The 17,033-nt window shown below is 40.3% G+C and carries 11 protein-coding genes; 10 read left to right on the top strand and 1 reads right to left on the bottom strand.

The genetic code is table 11. From position 1 onward, the window contains the following. The first annotated feature begins 58 nt into the window (after positions 1-58). From INF28_RS09500 to INF28_RS09480, 5 genes are read left to right on the top strand one after another with little or no spacing between them, the layout of a single operon-like run. Positions 59-2,008 (top strand): pyruvate formate lyase family protein, encoded by a 1,950-nt coding sequence (locus tag INF28_RS09500; RefSeq protein WP_226393236.1) that lies wholly within the window; start codon positions 59-61, stop codon positions 2,006-2,008. After that, positions 2,005-2,820 carry a glycyl-radical enzyme activating protein gene (locus tag INF28_RS09495; RefSeq protein WP_226393235.1) on the top strand — a complete coding sequence of 272 codons (816 nt, stop codon included), beginning with the start codon at positions 2,005-2,007 and terminating at the stop codon, positions 2,818-2,820. Before INF28_RS09500 ends, INF28_RS09495 begins: the two co-directional genes overlap by 4 nt. A 23-nt stretch (positions 2,821-2,843) precedes the next feature. Further along, positions 2,844-4,808: a Sip1-related alpha-galactosidase gene (locus tag INF28_RS09490; protein ID WP_226393234.1), complete on the top strand. Its 1,965-nt coding sequence runs from the start codon at positions 2,844-2,846 to the stop codon at positions 4,806-4,808. Positions 4,809-4,832: 24 nt separating this feature from the next. Beyond that, a complete protein-coding gene (locus tag INF28_RS09485) occupies positions 4,833-6,551 on the top strand; it encodes a hypothetical protein (RefSeq protein WP_226393233.1) in 1,719 nt (572 codons plus the stop codon). Then, positions 6,533-6,724: a hypothetical protein gene (locus tag INF28_RS09480; RefSeq protein WP_226393232.1), complete on the top strand. Its 192-nt coding sequence runs from the start codon at positions 6,533-6,535 to the stop codon at positions 6,722-6,724. The genes INF28_RS09485 and INF28_RS09480 overlap by 19 nt, the downstream gene beginning before the upstream one ends. A 75-nt stretch (positions 6,725-6,799) precedes the next feature. Here the strand turns inward: INF28_RS09480 and INF28_RS09475 are convergent, their stop codons facing one another. After that, positions 6,800-7,807: a LacI family DNA-binding transcriptional regulator gene (locus INF28_RS09475; RefSeq protein WP_226393231.1), complete on the bottom strand. Its 1,008-nt coding sequence runs from the start codon at positions 7,805-7,807 to the stop codon at positions 6,800-6,802. A 284-nt stretch (positions 7,808-8,091) separates the two neighbouring features. Here INF28_RS09475 and INF28_RS09470 point away from each other — a divergent pair, with 284 nt between their 5' ends. From INF28_RS09470 to INF28_RS09450, 5 genes are read left to right on the top strand one after another with little or no spacing between them, the layout of a single operon-like run. Then, entirely contained in the window at positions 8,092-9,231 is a 1,140-nt protein-coding gene (locus tag INF28_RS09470) for a glycoside hydrolase family 88 protein (RefSeq protein ID WP_226393230.1), read from the top strand. A gap of 18 nt (positions 9,232-9,249) precedes the next feature. After that, positions 9,250-10,854 carry an extracellular solute-binding protein gene (locus INF28_RS09465; protein WP_226393229.1) on the top strand — a complete coding sequence of 535 codons (1,605 nt, stop codon included), beginning with the start codon at positions 9,250-9,252 and terminating at the stop codon, positions 10,852-10,854. Between the two features lie 31 nt (positions 10,855-10,885). Beyond that, a complete protein-coding gene (locus tag INF28_RS09460; protein ID WP_226393228.1) occupies positions 10,886-11,812 on the top strand; it encodes an ABC transporter permease in 927 nt (308 codons plus the stop codon). 28 nt (positions 11,813-11,840) lie between these two features. Next, a complete protein-coding gene (locus INF28_RS09455) occupies positions 11,841-12,719 on the top strand; it encodes a carbohydrate ABC transporter permease (protein WP_226393227.1) in 879 nt (292 codons plus the stop codon). Between the two features lie 11 nt (positions 12,720-12,730). Further along, positions 12,731-17,029 (top strand): discoidin domain-containing protein, encoded by a 4,299-nt coding sequence (locus INF28_RS09450; RefSeq protein ID WP_226393226.1) that lies wholly within the window; start codon positions 12,731-12,733, stop codon positions 17,027-17,029. Positions 17,030-17,033 lie beyond the last annotated feature (4 nt).

The following is a 17,033-nucleotide window of genomic DNA, read 5'->3' as shown; positions in this document are numbered from 1 at the left end:
AAAAAATAAGGTATTGTTATATATACATTAACGATAAGGAATGAGGCGATGACTATATATGTTAAAAGAATATATTTTGAATAAAGAGCATTATAAATTCAGACGCGAAGCAGGTGTGGTTGACTTAAAAGACAGCGATAGTATTGCGGAACGAGTATGCAAGCGTTTCGAGAAAATGTGTGCGCTTGAAACCCCTGTAATATTACCGGGTGAAAAGATTTGCTTTATTAGGACTGTGAAGAATCTTCCGGAAATTATATCCGATGAAGAGTGGATAGAAATAAAGAAAAAGCATTTTGTTCATGAATCCGGATTTGTGTCTAATATGTGTCCGGAGTATGGTGAAATAATCAAGGATGGATTGCTTAAAAGAGCGGAATTTGCAGATGAATATGGGAAAAGAGAAATTGCAGCTATAATAGATTTGGCTGACAGATATCGTGCCGAAGCTGAAAAGCAGGGACGGACCGATATAGCAGAATCATTGGTGAATATACCGCGGTACGGCGCAGCAAATTTTAGAGAGGCATTGCAGTTTTTGAGAATATTACACTACGCACTTTGGCTTGAGGGGAGCTATCATAATACTGTAGGAAGATTTGATAAATATATGTATCCGTATCTTAAAAAGGATATGGATGGCGGAATATATACGGAGGACAGCGCTCTTGAACTGCTTGAGGACTTTTTTATATCGTTTAATAAGGACAGTGATTTGTATACGGGCGTTCAGCAGGGCGATAACGGACAAAGCATGGTTCTCGGCGGTGTAGACGAGAATGGAAACTATGTGTTTAACTTACTGTCAAAGCTGTGTTTAAGGGCAAGTAAAAATCTGATGATGATAGATCCCAAAATAAATCTGCGCGTAAATAAAAATACACCCATGGAGATATTTGAACTCGGCAGTGAATTGACAAAGGCCGGGCTTGGGTTTCCGCAGTATTCAAATGATGATATTGTGATAGAGGGACTTGAAAGAGTCGGCTATGACAGGCGGGACGCAGCGGAATATGCCGTTGCGGCGTGTTGGGAGTTTATAATACCGGGGAAGGGTGCAGATATTCCCAATATCGGTGCGCTTTCGTTTCCCAAGGTTGTAAACAAGGCAATGTACGAGCATTTGATGTCCTGCGAGACCTTCGATGATTTTGAAGGAAAGGTTTATGATGAGATTGCAAAGGAATGTGACTCGATATGCGGCGAGATAAAGGATATATGGACTATTCCGTCACCGCTTATGAAGGTTTATATGCCCGAAATAAAATATCATAACTTTGGTATACACGGGACGGGAATAGCAACGGCAACCGATTCGTTGTATGCAATAAAAAAGCACATTTATGAGATTCGGGACATACAAAAGGAGGAATTGATTGAGGCGGTGCAGAGCGATTTTGAACTGCACAGTGAGCTTTTGCCCAAGCTGCGATTTCATACAGAGAAGATGGGTAATGATATTGACAGGGTTGATAATATAGCAACCGGCCTGCTGAAATGCTTTTCGGATAATTTAAGCAAGCGCAAAAACTGCATGGGCGGGAGTTTCAGAGCGGGAACGGGAAGTGCGATGTATTATTTGTGGCATGCGAATGAAATCGGCGCCTCGGCAGACGGAAGAAGAAAAGGCGAGCCGTTTGGAACTAATTTTTCACCGAGCCTTTTTGCAAAAATAAACGGACCGTTTTCTGTAATCAAGTCGTTCACAAAACAGGATTTTGTTAATGCGGTAAACGGCGGTCCGCTGACACTTGAATTTCATCACAGTATGGTGTCTGATGATGAGTGTGTAAAAAAGGTTGCGGCTTTGGTTAAAGCATACATAACTTTTGGGGGTATTCAGTTACAGCTGAATGTGGTCAATATAGAGAAAATGAGGGACGCACAAAAGCACCCGGAGAAATATCCGCAGTTGGTTGTGCGTATCTGGGGTTGGAGTGCATATTTTGTTGAGTTGGACAAGGAATTCCAAAATCATGTTATAAAAAGACAGGAATATACCCTATGAACGGAACGATTTTTGATATTAAAGAATGTTCGATGCATGACGGACCGGGAGTAAGAGTAACGGTATTTTTGAAGGGGTGTCCGCTGCGGTGCATGTGGTGTCACAATCCTGAAGGATTAAGCCGTGAACCGCAGTTGATGTTCAAAGAAAATCGCTGCTGTCGGTGCGGAAAATGCCGCATTAAGTGTAATCATGATATTTGCCAAAGATTTAATAGGTGCGTATATGCCTGCCCAAACGATTGCCTGTCGGTCAGCGGAAAAATGATAGGTGACGCGGAGCTTGCCGAGTCTTTACTAAAGCAGAAGAATATGTTACAATTTATTAATGGAGGAGTAACATTTTCGGGCGGTGAACCATTGCTGCAATGGGAGTTTGTTTGTGCGGTTATTGACAGAATAAGCGAACTTAATATTGCAATACAGACAAGTGGTTTTGCGGAAAGCAATGCCTACAGGAGTGTGGTTGACAAGGTAGATTTTGTTATGCAGGATATAAAAATAATGAATCCGGAGAAACATAAGCTGTATACGGGCGTAGAAAATTCCAAGATTTTGGATAACATAGATTATTTAAAAAAAAGCGGTAAGAAATTTGTTTTCAGGGTGCCGCTGATACCGGATATAACGGATACGGAGGAAAATCTTAAAGAGATTTCCAAATTTGTGGGGGGACACAGGACGGAGCTTATGAGATATAATACCTTTGCAGGAGTGAAATATCCTATGCTTGGAATGAAATACAAGCTGTCAGACAGAGAAAGCCGAAAAGACGATTATACAAAATATTTTGAAAATGCAGTATTGTTATGATAAAAGGAGATGGGAAAGCGGATATGAACAGAGTAAACATTTTAAGCAGGCTTTTTGACTTTAAGGTAGTTACTAATACCTGCGACGGAAGAAGCGCGGAAAATAAAATTGATTTATACGAGGGAAAATACGGTAATGTTTCTGCGGTATTTGTAAGCGGAATGGCGGAGAGGGCAGGAGACCTTAGCGAAAACGGTTCGTTTGACCCGGATAACGGAATTGTTATTAAGCTGCACGCAAAGGCTGCACAGGAGGGGTATGTTTCGGTATATAAATACGGTGAGTTTTGGAATGAGCCGTATTTCGGAAATAATCTGAGTGATGTTCCGGACGAAACGCAGCTTTTAATTATCAAAAAAAGTGACAATAAGTATATCGTTTTGTTGCCTGTTTGCGGCGAACATTTTAAGTGCGTTTTTGTCGGCGGCGATCAAGACGGTGAATTATCCGCACGGGTTTTTTGTTGGAAGAAAAATGTTTATGTTTGTGATGATTTGGCGTTTGTCTGTGCCGAAGGCGAAAATCCGTATGTGTTGGTTAAGTCATGTGTTGATACAGCGCTGAAAGCAATGCAAAGTCCCGTGAATACCATAGAAAACAGAAACTATCCCGACATTTTTGAATACCTTGGCTGGTGTACCTGGGACAGTATGCAGATACGCGTATCAGAGGACGGAATTATTGAAAAGTGCGATGAGCTGAAGGAAAAATCGGTACCGGTCAAGTGGGCAATAATTGATGATATGTGGGCTCATGTGAAGGATTTTTATGATCGTGAATATGATGATGATACGGGAATGTTTGACATAATGCACCGTTCGGCGCTGTACGATTTTGAGGCAGACCCAAGAAGGTTTCCGGACGGACTGAAAGAATGTATTTCAAAAATAAAGGAATACGGTTTAAAGGTGGGAATGTGGTATCCGACAACCGGTTATTGGCGTGGGATAGACAAATACGGACCCGCTTATGACAAACTGAAGGACTATCTGATTGAAACGTCAAACGGCTATGTTGTTCCCGATTGGAAGAGAAATAACTCATATATGTATTATTATACCGTATTTGAATTTTTCAAAAAATGCGGGGCGGACTTTATAAAAATCGATAATCAGTCAATGACCAGACGCTATTATTACGGACTTGAAACGGTAGGAAGGGTTGCGCGCGAATATCACGGCGGACTTGAGGCTGCTGCCGGCGAGTTTTTTGATGGTTGTATGATAAACTGTATGGGAACATCAAGCGAGGATATGTGGAACAGGACAACCAGCCCCATTACAAGAGTGTCGGGTGACTTTCTGCCGGAAAATAAAGAGTGGTTTTCCAACCATGTTATGCAGTGTGCATATACATCAATATTGCAAGGACAGTTTTATTACTGCGATTGGGATATGTGGTGGACGGACGACGGACAGAACGAAAAGAACAGCCTGATTCGTGCAATAAGCGGCGGACCTATATATGTCAGCGACAAGATAGGCAGAACAAGGTCTGATGTTTTAAAGCCGCTTATATTAAACGACGGAAGAATTCTCAGGTGCGACAACGTATGTATGCCGACCGAGGATTGCCTTGTAGTAAATGCGTTAGACAGCGGAAAGGCGTTAAAGCTGCAAAACATGGCGAATGGCTGCGGAATAATGTCTGTGTTGAATGTGGACGAAAAAAATCGTGCTGTTGATGCGGAAATAAGCGGAAAAATGGTTTGCGGATTTGAGGCGGACGAGTATTTGGCATACGAATACTTTTCAAGAGAGGTTAAGGTACTCAAAGAAAGAGAATCGTTTAAAATACGGCTTGACGATAATGATGAATATAGGCTTTATATATTTATTCCGCTTAAAGACGGATATGCGCCGATAGGCAGAGTTGATAAGTTTATTACACCAAAATCAATAGAATATGTTTGTGACAAAAAAATCAAACTTGTTGAGGACGGCCCATATGCGTATTATGATAACGGCAAGCTGAATATTGTTGAATAAAAAATTTATAAAGGAGCGATTAAAGTGTTATACTGTAATGTTATTCACAAAATTTCCAATGACAGTTCTGTTGATTATACAATAGAGCCTTTAAAGTTTCAACAGGACGAGGCGCACAAACTCGGATTAAAAACTACGCTTCTTGTCAGCTATGATGTGCTTTTTGTGGAGGATTATGTAAAATATTGCATAGAGCAGTCGGAAAAGTACGGCGATGAACTTGGATTAAATATGCAGTTCTTAATAGGCGAAAAGTATTCGGAATTCAGTAAAACCAGAGAGGGTCAGCTGCATCTGATGCCGTTTGAACAGCAGAAAATTATGGTTGAGGAGCATTTTGAAAGGTTTAAGGCGGCGTTCGGATATTATCCGAAATCGGTTGCGTTTTATTATATGTCTGCACCTATCCTTATTTGGATGAAGGAAAAATATCCGGAGTTTAAGATAGCAATAATGAATTGCTTTGAGGAAGGCATACATATGTACGATGGTAACCGCCACGGCTGGAATCTGTTTTGTGAGGGCAGTCCGTGGGGAGCGTACTATCCGTCAAAGAAAAACAGTATGTGTCCGGCATATGATGAGGCGGACGCTATCGGAATAGTGGCGGTGCCGCACCTTAACAGGGATATGATGATGGCGCACATAGGGCGCGACGACTGCTTTTCCAGTCATTCCGCCAATGTACAGCGCGGCATGGTGAACGAAGGGAACAAATGTAAGTATTTGTATGACTTTTTTGATGAATGGAAAAAGCAGAGCAGTTACAACAAAGCCGTATATTATAATACTCTTGTAAATGCGTTATGGCTTGATGAAGGCAAAAATTTTGAAGAAACTGTTGAGGATTCAAGAGATTTGTATTGTCAGACGCTTAGAATTTATAAAGACAATGAGGATAATGGTGAGGCAAAGGTTTGCACTATGGCAGAGTATGCCGATATACATAATAAGCTGTGTAATTATGACACGGCGGATATTAACCTTTGGAACGATTTGCTCATGGGAAGTAAAAGGCAGCTGTTTTGGTGTTCAAGAAGTGAATACCGAATAACAATAGACCCGAACCTCGGCGGCGCTATTGTTGATTTAAGACCGTATGCGGGAAGATTGAGCATTGTTCCGGGACCCGACAGCGATGTTATGTGGACAGGGAGTTATCCGTATGTGCTGCATAATTGGCACAGAGAATCATGCCATACCTGCTTTATAAACGGCGAGAACCTTTTTGAACATAGGACAACAGCGTCCGTAAAAAAAGAAGAAAACGGGGACATAGCGCTGATATTGGAGCCTGTGGAGCTGGACGTTGACAATGCGACTATTGATGTACAGAGCATATTTTTAATCAAAAAAGATGGCAGAATTGCAATTAGGAGAAAGATTTTGTCATCATCAGAGCCTCAGAAGGAATACAGTGTTAAAGAACAGTTCCGCGGAACTAAAGGAACGGGGGTTCTACCCGAAGATTACAAAGGAACAAGGCTGTATATAGATGATAAAAACGGTGAATTGAGCCTCTCTGCAAATTATGAGGACAGAAAAATCGCATCGAATAATGCGTCATGCGTGGGGTGTTATGTTCCGCAGCTTAATACAACCGTTGAGCTGATAACCGAGGATAAAAATGCGCGCTTTACGGCAGAAGAGGGCTATATGTTCCGTCCGTATTATACAATGATCTGTGAACATACTACGGTTAAAGCGGGAGAGGAGGTTGTGACATGGCTGAAAATAAGGTAATCCGGTGTCCCGAGTGTATGCGCAGGGATATTGATTCGGAATTGTTTTATGATAAGAAGGATGATGAGTATTATTGCAGACTGTGTTGCTATAGCGCTGATGAGGAAACGGCGTTTGGCGACTTAAAAAAATTTAAAACAGAGAAGTATAAGTCATATAAATACAGTAAATAAAACCGTACGGGCGCAGAGCTGCAAAACGGCAAAACGGCGAGAGCATCAAACGCTCTCGCCGCATAACAGACGGGATTAAAGATGTTTATTCTCACAGGTGCTTTCTCTTGCAATCAGCTTTGTCGGCAATATGTGTTGCTGCGGAGCGGTGAGTTCTTTGTTTATCAGACCTACGAGTGTGTCAACGGATTTTAACGACATTTTTGTTTTTGAGGTAGATACGCTTGTGAGAAGAATCGGAAAATGGTATCTTGACGCAATGTTATCAAAGCCGACAACGGAAATGTCGTCGGGAATGTTTAACCCGGATTTTCTTACAAGGTACATGACCTCAAGCGCGATAAAGTCGGAAAAGCAGATGATTGCCGAAAATTTGCCTTTTTCCTGATTTAAAACCTGCTCTATAGAGGCGGTGTCGCTTTTGGTGTCAATTTCTTTTACAATCAGATTTGATACAGGAATATTGTTTTCGACGAACGCCTTGATGATGCCTTGACGACGCTTTTTTGCACTTGATATATATTCGTTGGTGTTAATGTATAATATTTGGGTGTGTTTTAATTTAATAAGATAGTCGGCGGCGGAATACCCGCCCTTAAAGTCGTCGCAAACAACATAATTAGAGTTGTCGTTCTCGTAGTTACGGCCAAAGAATATATAGGGAATGTGCTGCTTGTTTAACAGCTTGGTAACGCTTGCGTTTTTTTGTGTGGGACAGATAATTATGCCGTCCACGTTTTTGCTTATTGCAGATATAACTGCGGACTTTTCGTTTTCGCTGCTTTCGTCTGTGTTAAAAACAATAGCCGTATATCCGTACTCTTTCAGCTTATTTTCCATTTCCTTAATCATTATGGAAAAGTGAGGGTTTGAGATATCGCCTACTATAATAGCGACGCTTTTGCTCTTTCCGGAACGCATTGCACTCGCATAAGAATTGGGAATATACCCCATTTCGTCCGCGGTTTTAACAATGTATTCCTTTGTCTTTTTTGAGATATCGGGTTTATCGTTCAATGCGTGCGATATTGTATTTACGGAATAACCGGTTTTTCTTGCTATATCTGCCAATGTTACACTCATACCAGAAATTGTCATTATTCAGCAATCAGAATATAATGACACTCCTTTCGTTAAAGTTAAATATAAATATCCAATCATAATAATACAGTAATCGGCAGATTTTGTCAATGTTTTATATTGAAAAAGTTTTAAAGCTAGGATGCGCAAGAGTGTTTTTACTCAAAATTTTATTATAAAATTGCTCAAAAAACAAAAAAATATTGTTGACAAATATGTATATATGTGATATGCTAACATTACAAAAAACATTATCGTTAACGTTAATATGGAAAGGCAGTAAAAACATGGAATATAAAAGTATAATTGATGTTATCAGACCAAAGATAGAGCGAAGAATGAATAATAATCCGCCATATTCCGAACTGTATGAAAAAGAATCGGTTAATCAGGATCACAGGTACGAACCGGGGTATTTTAACATGGAGCAGGGCGACGGCTGGACGCGTTCTTTTTTAAACGGTGCGGTAGCGCTTTTATACTTTCACTATAAAGATGAAAAGTATCTTGATTATTTGAAAAAGGCATTGCCAGTATATGAGGAACATTTATATTCAAAGCTTGATGACATAAGTCATGATACAGGATTTACATATACTCTCGGAACAGTCGCTTACTATAAAGTGTCGGGCAGCGAGGCGGCGCGCAGAGTTTCGCTGAAGGCTGCGGATGAAATGATCAAGCGTTTTAGAATTAAAGCAGGTATAATTCAAGGTTTTGGGAGAGTAGATTCGCCGCGTGCTCAAACTATAGTTGATGACATGATGAATCTTGCTATTATTATGTGGGCATATTCCGAAACAGGAAATAAGTTTTACAAACATGTGTTTGAATCGCATATACAAAAGATATATCAATATGTAATGAGAAGTGATTATAGCTTTAGACATTCGTTTTTGTTTGATATATACAGCGGTACCCCGATAGGTGAATTGAATTACTGCGGGTATTCAATCGGCTCGTCGTGGTCGAGAGGACAGATGTGGGCGCTTTATGGCGGAATAAATGCGCTTGCGGCAACATCGGATACGGAGTTGTATTTGCCTACGATTAACGGTGAAATAAATTATTTGTATTCAAAAATAAAAGACCGGTTTATACCGACATGGGACTTTAACTGTGTTGGAGCAAGCACGGATATGATAGATACATCGGCGGCAGCAATAATGGCTTCTGCGCTGCTTAAACTGGGGTATGGAGATAACAAATGTAGGCTTACCGGGCCGGTAGAGAATTGCATTCAATTAGCGGATGACATTTTGTCGGTGTTACTGGCGGAATATATGGCATCCGATGATGCGGATAATATATTGGAAGGGGGTCAGTGCGGTCTGCATAACGCGGGTTGTGTATGGGGAGATTATTTTTTGATTGAAGCATTGATGAGAAAAATCTACAAAAATAATATGCCTGATTTTTGGGCATAAAGAAAGGAAATGAATTTTATGAAGTTATTTAACAAGGTTGTATGTGGAATGCTGGCGGCAGCTCTGTGTGTATCTGTGACAGGCTGCGGTAAAAAAACAGTAAGTGATGAGGTGCCGGAATTTAAGCTTTCGGATAAATATCCAATCGAAACTGATGAAACATTAAGAGTGTATGTTAAGAATTTTACTCCGAATCAATATGTGAGTTCTTTGAATGACACCGAATTCAAAAAATATCTCGAAGAAGCGACCGGTATTAAAACCAATTTTGAATCTGCGCCGGTTGGCAGTGAAGATGATGGATTTAATCTGATGCTTGCATCGGATGACCTTCCTGATGTTATTATATGCGGGGGTTGGAGAAATCCTGAGGCCGACTCGTATCTTGATGATAAAACGCTGACTGATTTAACGCCGTATTTAAGCGGTGGAGCAATGCCCAATTTGAAAAAAATTCTCGATGAGAACCCTGAATACGATAAGCAGACAAAAGCTCTCAGCGGTCGGTATTTTTATGCCCCGATGATTCTGGGTGATGATATTCTCAGAAGCTATATGCTTTATGTAACACGCCAGGATTTGCTTGACAAAGCCGGACTTCAGGCTCCGGAAACTGTTGACGAGTGGGAGAAAACGCTTACAAAGTTCAAAGAAATGGGCGTAAAGTATCCGATAACAATAAGAATAGATAATACTACTGCTCCGTTTTTGAGCGGATTTGGTGTTATGAACGGTTTTTATCATGAGGGCAACACCGTTAAATTCGGAGCCAACGAGGACGGCTATTACGAATATTTAAGAACTATGGCGCGTTGGTATAAAAATGGGTTGCTTGATCCCGAATTTGTTGATCAGACCTCATCAAGAATATCCCAGATTGTTACAAGCGGCGAGTGCGCGTCGTTTTACGGAGCGGTAGGCGGAGGATTAGGCACATATATGAGCGCGGTAAGCAAAGACAGCGGAATCAGATTCGCACCGACAAAGGTGCCGGCGCAGACAAAGGGCGAAAAACCTATGTGGAATATGTCGCAGTCGCGCGTTCACCAGGCAGGTGCCGCAATAGGGTATACCTCAACGAAAAAAGAACTCGCAGCACGCTTTATTGACTTTGGTTACTCAGAAGAAGGACAAAAAATATGGAATTTCGGTAAAGAAGGTGTAAGCTATACAATGAAAGCGGATGAAAACGGAGAAGTATATCCGCACTATACCGATATAATTACCGATCCCGAAAAGCGCATACCGGGAACCTCCATATCTAATGCATTAACAAAATATGCTTCAGTCGGAAATCCGATTTCGGTACAAAGCAAGTGGTATCTGCTTCAGGTAAACAATACCCCGGAACAGCGATTGGGTCTTCAGTATGCAAATGATACGGATGTAGACAAATATATGATGCCGCCGCTTTATATAAGCAGCGATAATGCAAAAAGTATCAATGATTTAACTACACCGATAAACACATATATTGATGAGCAGATTGCAAAAATCATAACAGGTCGCGTTGATACAGAAGAAGGTATCAGCGAAATGCGTAATACATTAAAGAAACTGAAGCTGGATGAGCTTATAAAAATGCATCAGGATGCATATGATACATATTCAAAAAACAACTGATATTTTATAGTGTTGAGAGAGAGGGGCGCGGATGGTGAAGCATGGTTTAACAGCAAGATTGAAACGAGATTTGAGGATAAATAAGGAGTTGTATCTAATTCTTTTAGTTCCGCTTATCTGGTATGTTATTTTTAAGTATATCCCGATGTACGGTACATTGATGTCGTTTCAGAACTATAATATGAGACTTGGTATAAGCGGCAGCGAATGGGTGGGTCTTGAAAATTACAGACGATTTTTCTCTGATCCGTACTTTTCAAGAGATATATGGAACACTATATCACTGAGCTTAAAGGGAATAGTAGTGGGCTTCCCCATCCCCATAATTCTGGCACTTTTAATAAATGAGCTGACAAACAAAACTTTCACAAAGTTTGTTCAAACAGCAACATATATACCGCATTTTATATCTATGGTTGTAATTTGCGGTATGCTGAAAGTGTTCTTGGCAAAGGATGGCGTCATATCATCTATGGTTTCGCTGTTTCCGGGAGTTAGTATAAAAGAGTCACTTTTGAACAATGCAAATTTGTTTGCAACAATATTTATAGGATCTGACATTTGGCAGGAGGCAGCATGGGGATCAATAATATATGTTGCGGCAATAGCAGGTATTGATCAGCAGCTTTATGAGGCCGCTGAAATAGATGGTGCTGGCAAGTTTAGGCAAATGCTTTGCGTTACCTTGCCTTGCCTTGCACCAACAATTATAATAATGCTTATCCTGCGTGTTGGCGCGGTTTTCACAACAAATAATGAAAAGATACTTTTGCTTATAAATTCGCTCAATGCAGAAAAGGCTGAAACATTGTCATATTACATATATAAAAAGGGTATCACGAATGCAGACTATTCATTGTCTGCTGCGGCAGGTTTGTTTAATTCTATAATAAACTTTGTATTTGTAATTGCGACAAACTTTATCAGTAAACATGTATCTGAAACATCATTATGGTAAAAAAGTGAATTAAGTGAGGATTTTATAGATGATTAAGAAAAGTAATTCCCGTAAAGTCTTTGAGGTTTTTAACATTGTTTTAATGTTGTTTCTGTCATTTATTGCGATTTATCCGCTGATTTTTGTTTTGAATGCATCTTTCAGTGATTCAAATGCATTGCTCAGAAACGGAGGCAGACCACTTTGGCTGCCTATAGACGCCAACATTCAGGCGTATAAGATGGTTTTTAGTAATAAGCTGTTATTAACAGGATATATGAATACAATATTTGTAGTTGTTGTAGGTACAATTTTGGATGTGGTTCTGTCGGCTATGTGTGCATATCCTTTATCCAAAAAGGGACCTATGTTAAACTCAATAGCAACAAAGATAATTATATTTACTATGTTTTTTTCCGGCGGACTGATACCAACATATATGCTTGTTAAGAACATAGGTTTGATGGACAACATTTGGGCGTTAATTATCCCTGCCTCAATAAGCACATATAATATGATTATTTTAAGAACAGGTTTTTCTTCCATACCGGAAAGCTTAACAGAGAGTGCGTTGATTGATGGAGCAAGCCAAATAAAGATTCTTTTTAAGATCATGTTGCCGCTTGTAAAACCTACTCTCACAGTTATTGCCTTGTATTATGCCGTAACGCGATGGAATGCATGGTTCGATGCGTCAATATACCTCCAGAGAAATTCTGATAGGTGGCCGCTTCAGTTAATATTAAGACAGATTTTGATACAAAATGATGTCAATACCGGTGAAACAGGTGTTGACCAAATGCAAAATGTTGCAGAATCCATAAAGTATGCGACTATCATTGTTGCTACACTGCCGGTGGTATGTATTTATCCGTTTGTACAGAAATACTTTACCAAGGGTGTAATGATTGGAGCTGTTAAAGGATAGGAGGTTATGTAATGAAAGTATTGAAAAAAGCGGTATGCATGTCGTTGGTAGTTTCAATTTTGTTGGGGACAACAAGTATTGCACCGATAAACGCATATGCAGCAGAAAAAGTTGCGGTTTTAAAGTATGATGGCTTTTCTACATATAAGACTCATCAGAGTATTGATGAATATGTTGCGGGCGCAACAGTAGAATTAGATGGCAATAAAAACAAAGTGTTGCAGATGGTTCTTGGAAGCGACACGAGTGTACTGAGTTGGAACGCCGGAATCCCTCTAATGTCTTATACAGTATCATTCGATATGTATTTAACGAAGAAAACCACTAATGCTGTATTTTTCGGCATTAAGGATAAAAATAATGCTTCGTATGATTTATGTGGAACCAACAAGGCTTGGGACGGTAAAAAATTAAGTGCATATGCTCCGGTAAATAAGTGGTTTCCTGTTGCATTGAGTATAAATACCGAAACAAACAGGTACAGCGTAAGTGTGAACGGCAAAAACATTTTATCAGATTATGTTTTGCCAATCAATAACACGGACATATCGTCAATTTACTCTAACTTTAAAAGTGAAAAGAGCGGAACAATCGTAAAAATTGATAATTTGATGATTAACTCCGGATTAACAAAAGCCAGTGCCTATCCGAGCGAAAAGTATAATAATGAAACGGATGCAGCTGTAAAGGATGAGAAGAAGATACGACAGCCGGAGAATGCGGAATATTTCTTTGAGGATTTTGATAACATTTATGTTCCGATGGAAACAATGCTTAACTATAAAGGTACGCACAGAGAGTTTCAAAGGGTACTTAAATCCGATTCGAACTCTATGAAGGTTTGTACAGAGGAAAACGGGAATAAATATCTTGAGTGTATCAGAAAGGCGTCCGATCCGTACATAAATATTTTGTTTGAGCAGTTATATAACAAAACCGGCAGAATGTTTTACGAGGATATAACGATGTCGTGGGAGGGTTCAAACGGCGGCGAAATATCGCTGTTTACTGCAAAATCCCATGCCGGTGTCGATGTTGGTTTGCTTCATATGACGACAACAGGTGATGTGTACATACCGTCAAACGGCGAGATTATCGGCAAAATTCCGGCAAAGGAATGGGTAAATCTTGTCTGCGAGGTTGACACCGATTTAGGGGTTTATGCAATATATAAAAACGGCAATCTGTTGAAAGGCGAAATTCCACTTAGCTGCGGTACGAACTTTGACACACTGAGACAATGGCGTATTTATATGTGGCCGTACGGAAACGGATCAAAGATTAACATTGATAAGTTGGCGGTATATTCGGCAGAATCAATGGACAAAAGAACGAACGACATGATAAACGGTCATTCATATTACAAGTTTGCCGATGATTCCGTTGCGGTAGAACAAGCGAACGGAGCGGTGGCTTTCAATACATACGCAAAACGTATTTTGGTTAACGGAGAGCGTATTGATGTGTCATCAGCACCTATTTTGGACGATGATGGTTATTGGCTGCCTCAGGAAATTATTGAAAAGGGCTTTAATGCTGCGGTTATTGAGGAAAATGGACAAGTAAAGGTTAACTCGGTTAATGTTAAATCAAAGAAAGTTAATGACTTAATTTATGTCGAAATTGAAGATTTAGCTCAAAATGTGTTGAAACTGAATTACTTTTACGATGGTGAAGGTGCGGAAACAGGGTTTGGTGCAATAGGAAATTCCGATTTTTCAAAATATAAGGAAAATTCATATAACTTCAGAGAAATAAGTAATTATCTTATATTTACAAGACCTAAAAAAGATGAAATTTTAAGGCTTTTTAACAGCATATCAAAAAATCAACATCCAAGATGTGTCTTGGATAAATCCCAGATGGATAATATGCTGTGGCAAATAAAACTGCCCGGTTGGAAAAACACATATGTCAATGATTTGCTTAAAACGGCAGACAGATATGTAACAAGTCCTGAAATCCTGTTGACAAAATCGGATGGAATAAGACTTAGCGACATTGTTACAATCTGGGAGCGGACAATACCGCTTTCGCTTGCGTATTTATACACAAAGGATGATAAGTATAAAAACAGATTATGGCAGGATATGGAACGCATGGGCAGCATGGACGCATGGAATCCGGATCATTTTCTTGATGTTGGCGGCGGTACATTCGGTATGGCAATAGCGTATGACTGGCTGTATGATTATTGGACGGATGACCAAAGAGAAAAATTTGAAACCTGGATATACAATAACGGTATTTCATACGCTTTGCAGGCAGAATTTGATGAATGGTATTATAATATCGTATGGTTGGAGCCAATTGGCGAGGATGATGTACCGCTTGGAAACTGGGCAGCGGTTTGCCAGGCGGGTATGATTATAGGTGCGCTTGCCGTTATGGATAAATATCCGGATGAAGCGGCGCAGGTTATTGAGAGCGGTCTCAGACACATCGAATATATGTGGCCGTCATACGCTCCGATCGGTGCATGGGCCGAAGGCCCGTTGTACTGGGGGTATTGCGGATATTCCGTTGTGAGCTTGCTTGCGGCGCTGAAGTCGGGACTTGGGACAGCGTTCGGTTATGATGATTACAAGCCGCTGAAAAAATCATCGTACTACATGATGGCAATGTGCGGTGCAACAAATATGTTCAATTACGGAGATTGCGATTATTCATGGCAGAACACCACTCCGATGTCGTGGTTTGCAAATGCATATGATGACATAGGAATAGCGGAGTTCAGACTGAACTATCTGAATAAAAAATACGCGGAGGTTGCCGCATACGATTTGGCATTTATGCCTTTTGTTCTCGGTACCGATTCGGTTGAAAAGCTGGCTAAGGATATGTATTTTGAGTATGAAGAAACCGGAATGATGCGTTCGGGATGGACGTCGGAATCCGATTCGTATCTCGGCTATCATTGCGGAACAAATATGGCAGGACACATGAATTATGACTCAGGGTGTTTTGTATATGATATAATGGGAACCCGCTGGATATGCGACTTGGGCAGAGACGGATATAACGGAAATACCTCAACCTATTACAGAATGAGAGCAGAGGGCAACAATGTTTATGTTTTTGACCCGGATGACTCAATGGGGCAGGTAAAGGAAACCTACGGTCAGGGACTTGTTCGGCGCGAGAGCAATGATGAAGATTCTTTTGCTGTTATAGACATAACCGCATCGTATTCAAATGTGGCGAACAAAGCACAGCGAGGTTTCAGACTTACCGATAACCGTAAAGTTGCCGTGATAAAGGATGAGATAGAGCTTAAAGATGATAAAACGCATAAGTTTTATTCATTCCTGCATACCGGAACAGAAATAGAGATTGCGAATTCAAAGACGGCATATTTAAGGGATAAAGGCAAAACAATGCAGGTGAAACTTGATACAAATCAGCCGCTTGAATTTAAGGTCATGGAGGCATATCAGATGGAGACATCGCCAACGCTGGATTATGACCAAAAGGATAACTCAAAGTTTAAGAAACTTGCAATCTGCGGCGAGGTCAAAGGAAACATTGATATCATGGTTACATTGACTCCCCAAATTGGCGGCGTAGATTTTGCATCGGTGCAAAATCAGCCCATGTCCGACTGGGCGCTTGTGCCTGAGAGCGGAACAGAAAAAGCACAGCTGAAACTTGATGGGATTACAATAAACGGCAATCCGTATTCTATGTTTAATGCAGATATCGAAAATTACACCTACTTTGTTTCGGATGGGGGAGGAATCTCGGTTGACGCATATACAACCGATGAAAATGCGGATGTAGTTATAACAAACAATGGCAATGGGGAATATTCGTTTACTGTATATCAGAAAAATTATCCGCTAAACTTTAGAGTATATACGCTTAAAATCATGTCAATGAATACCGGAGTAACCGATGCAACATTGCTCAATCCGTCGGATATTATTGCAAGTCATCAGCCACAGGCGGAAAATGCGATAGGCAATATTATGGATGGTGACAGCAAAACCAGGTGGTCGGCGCAGGGCACAGGGGTATATGCTCAGTATGAATTTGACAAAGAATATGATATATCAAAGATAACGCTTAAAACACATGAAGGAAATAAACGTCAGCAGTTCTTTGATATACAGGCGTCAACGGACGGCATAAATTATACAACGGTTTACAGCGGTAACACAAGCGGGACAACTCTGGATAACGAGGTGTTCGCAATTCCGACAACAAGAGCAAAATTCATTCGCCTTGTTTGCAACAGATGTTATTTCCCCGCAACAGGTGTTTGGAGCGAATGGAATTCTATTATTGAATTCTATGTATATGGTAATTAAGAGG

Origin of the sequence: Ructibacterium gallinarum, assembly GCF_014982785.1 — a bacterium.
In the GTDB taxonomy this organism is placed as follows: Bacteria; Bacillota; Clostridia; order Monoglobales; family Monoglobaceae; genus Ructibacterium; species Ructibacterium gallinarum.
The sequence above is the reverse complement of the archived record's forward strand: the minus strand, read 5'-3'. Positions and strand labels throughout refer to the sequence as shown.

Bases quoted from the DNA above. Each gene is read 5' to 3' on its own strand.
- INF28_RS09495 (WP_226393235.1), top strand. From the start codon at position 2,005: ATGAACGGAACGATTTTTGATATTAAAGAATGTTCGATGCATGACGGA.
- INF28_RS09460 (WP_226393228.1), top strand. From the start codon at position 10,886: ATGGTGAAGCATGGTTTAACAGCAAGATTGAAACGAGATTTGAGGATA.
- INF28_RS09455 (WP_226393227.1), top strand. From the start codon at position 11,841: ATGATTAAGAAAAGTAATTCCCGTAAAGTCTTTGAGGTTTTTAACATT.
- INF28_RS09480 (WP_226393232.1), top strand. From the start codon at position 6,533: ATGGCTGAAAATAAGGTAATCCGGTGTCCCGAGTGTATGCGCAGGGAT.
- INF28_RS09475 (WP_226393231.1), bottom strand. From the start codon at position 7,807: ATGAGTGTAACATTGGCAGATATAGCAAGAAAAACCGGTTATTCCGTA.
- INF28_RS09490 (WP_226393234.1), top strand. From the start codon at position 2,844: ATGAACAGAGTAAACATTTTAAGCAGGCTTTTTGACTTTAAGGTAGTT.
- INF28_RS09470 (WP_226393230.1), top strand. From the start codon at position 8,092: ATGGAATATAAAAGTATAATTGATGTTATCAGACCAAAGATAGAGCGA.
- INF28_RS09500 (WP_226393236.1), top strand. From the start codon at position 59: ATGTTAAAAGAATATATTTTGAATAAAGAGCATTATAAATTCAGACGC.
- INF28_RS09465 (WP_226393229.1), top strand. From the start codon at position 9,250: ATGAAGTTATTTAACAAGGTTGTATGTGGAATGCTGGCGGCAGCTCTG.
- INF28_RS09450 (WP_226393226.1), top strand. From the start codon at position 12,731: ATGAAAGTATTGAAAAAAGCGGTATGCATGTCGTTGGTAGTTTCAATT.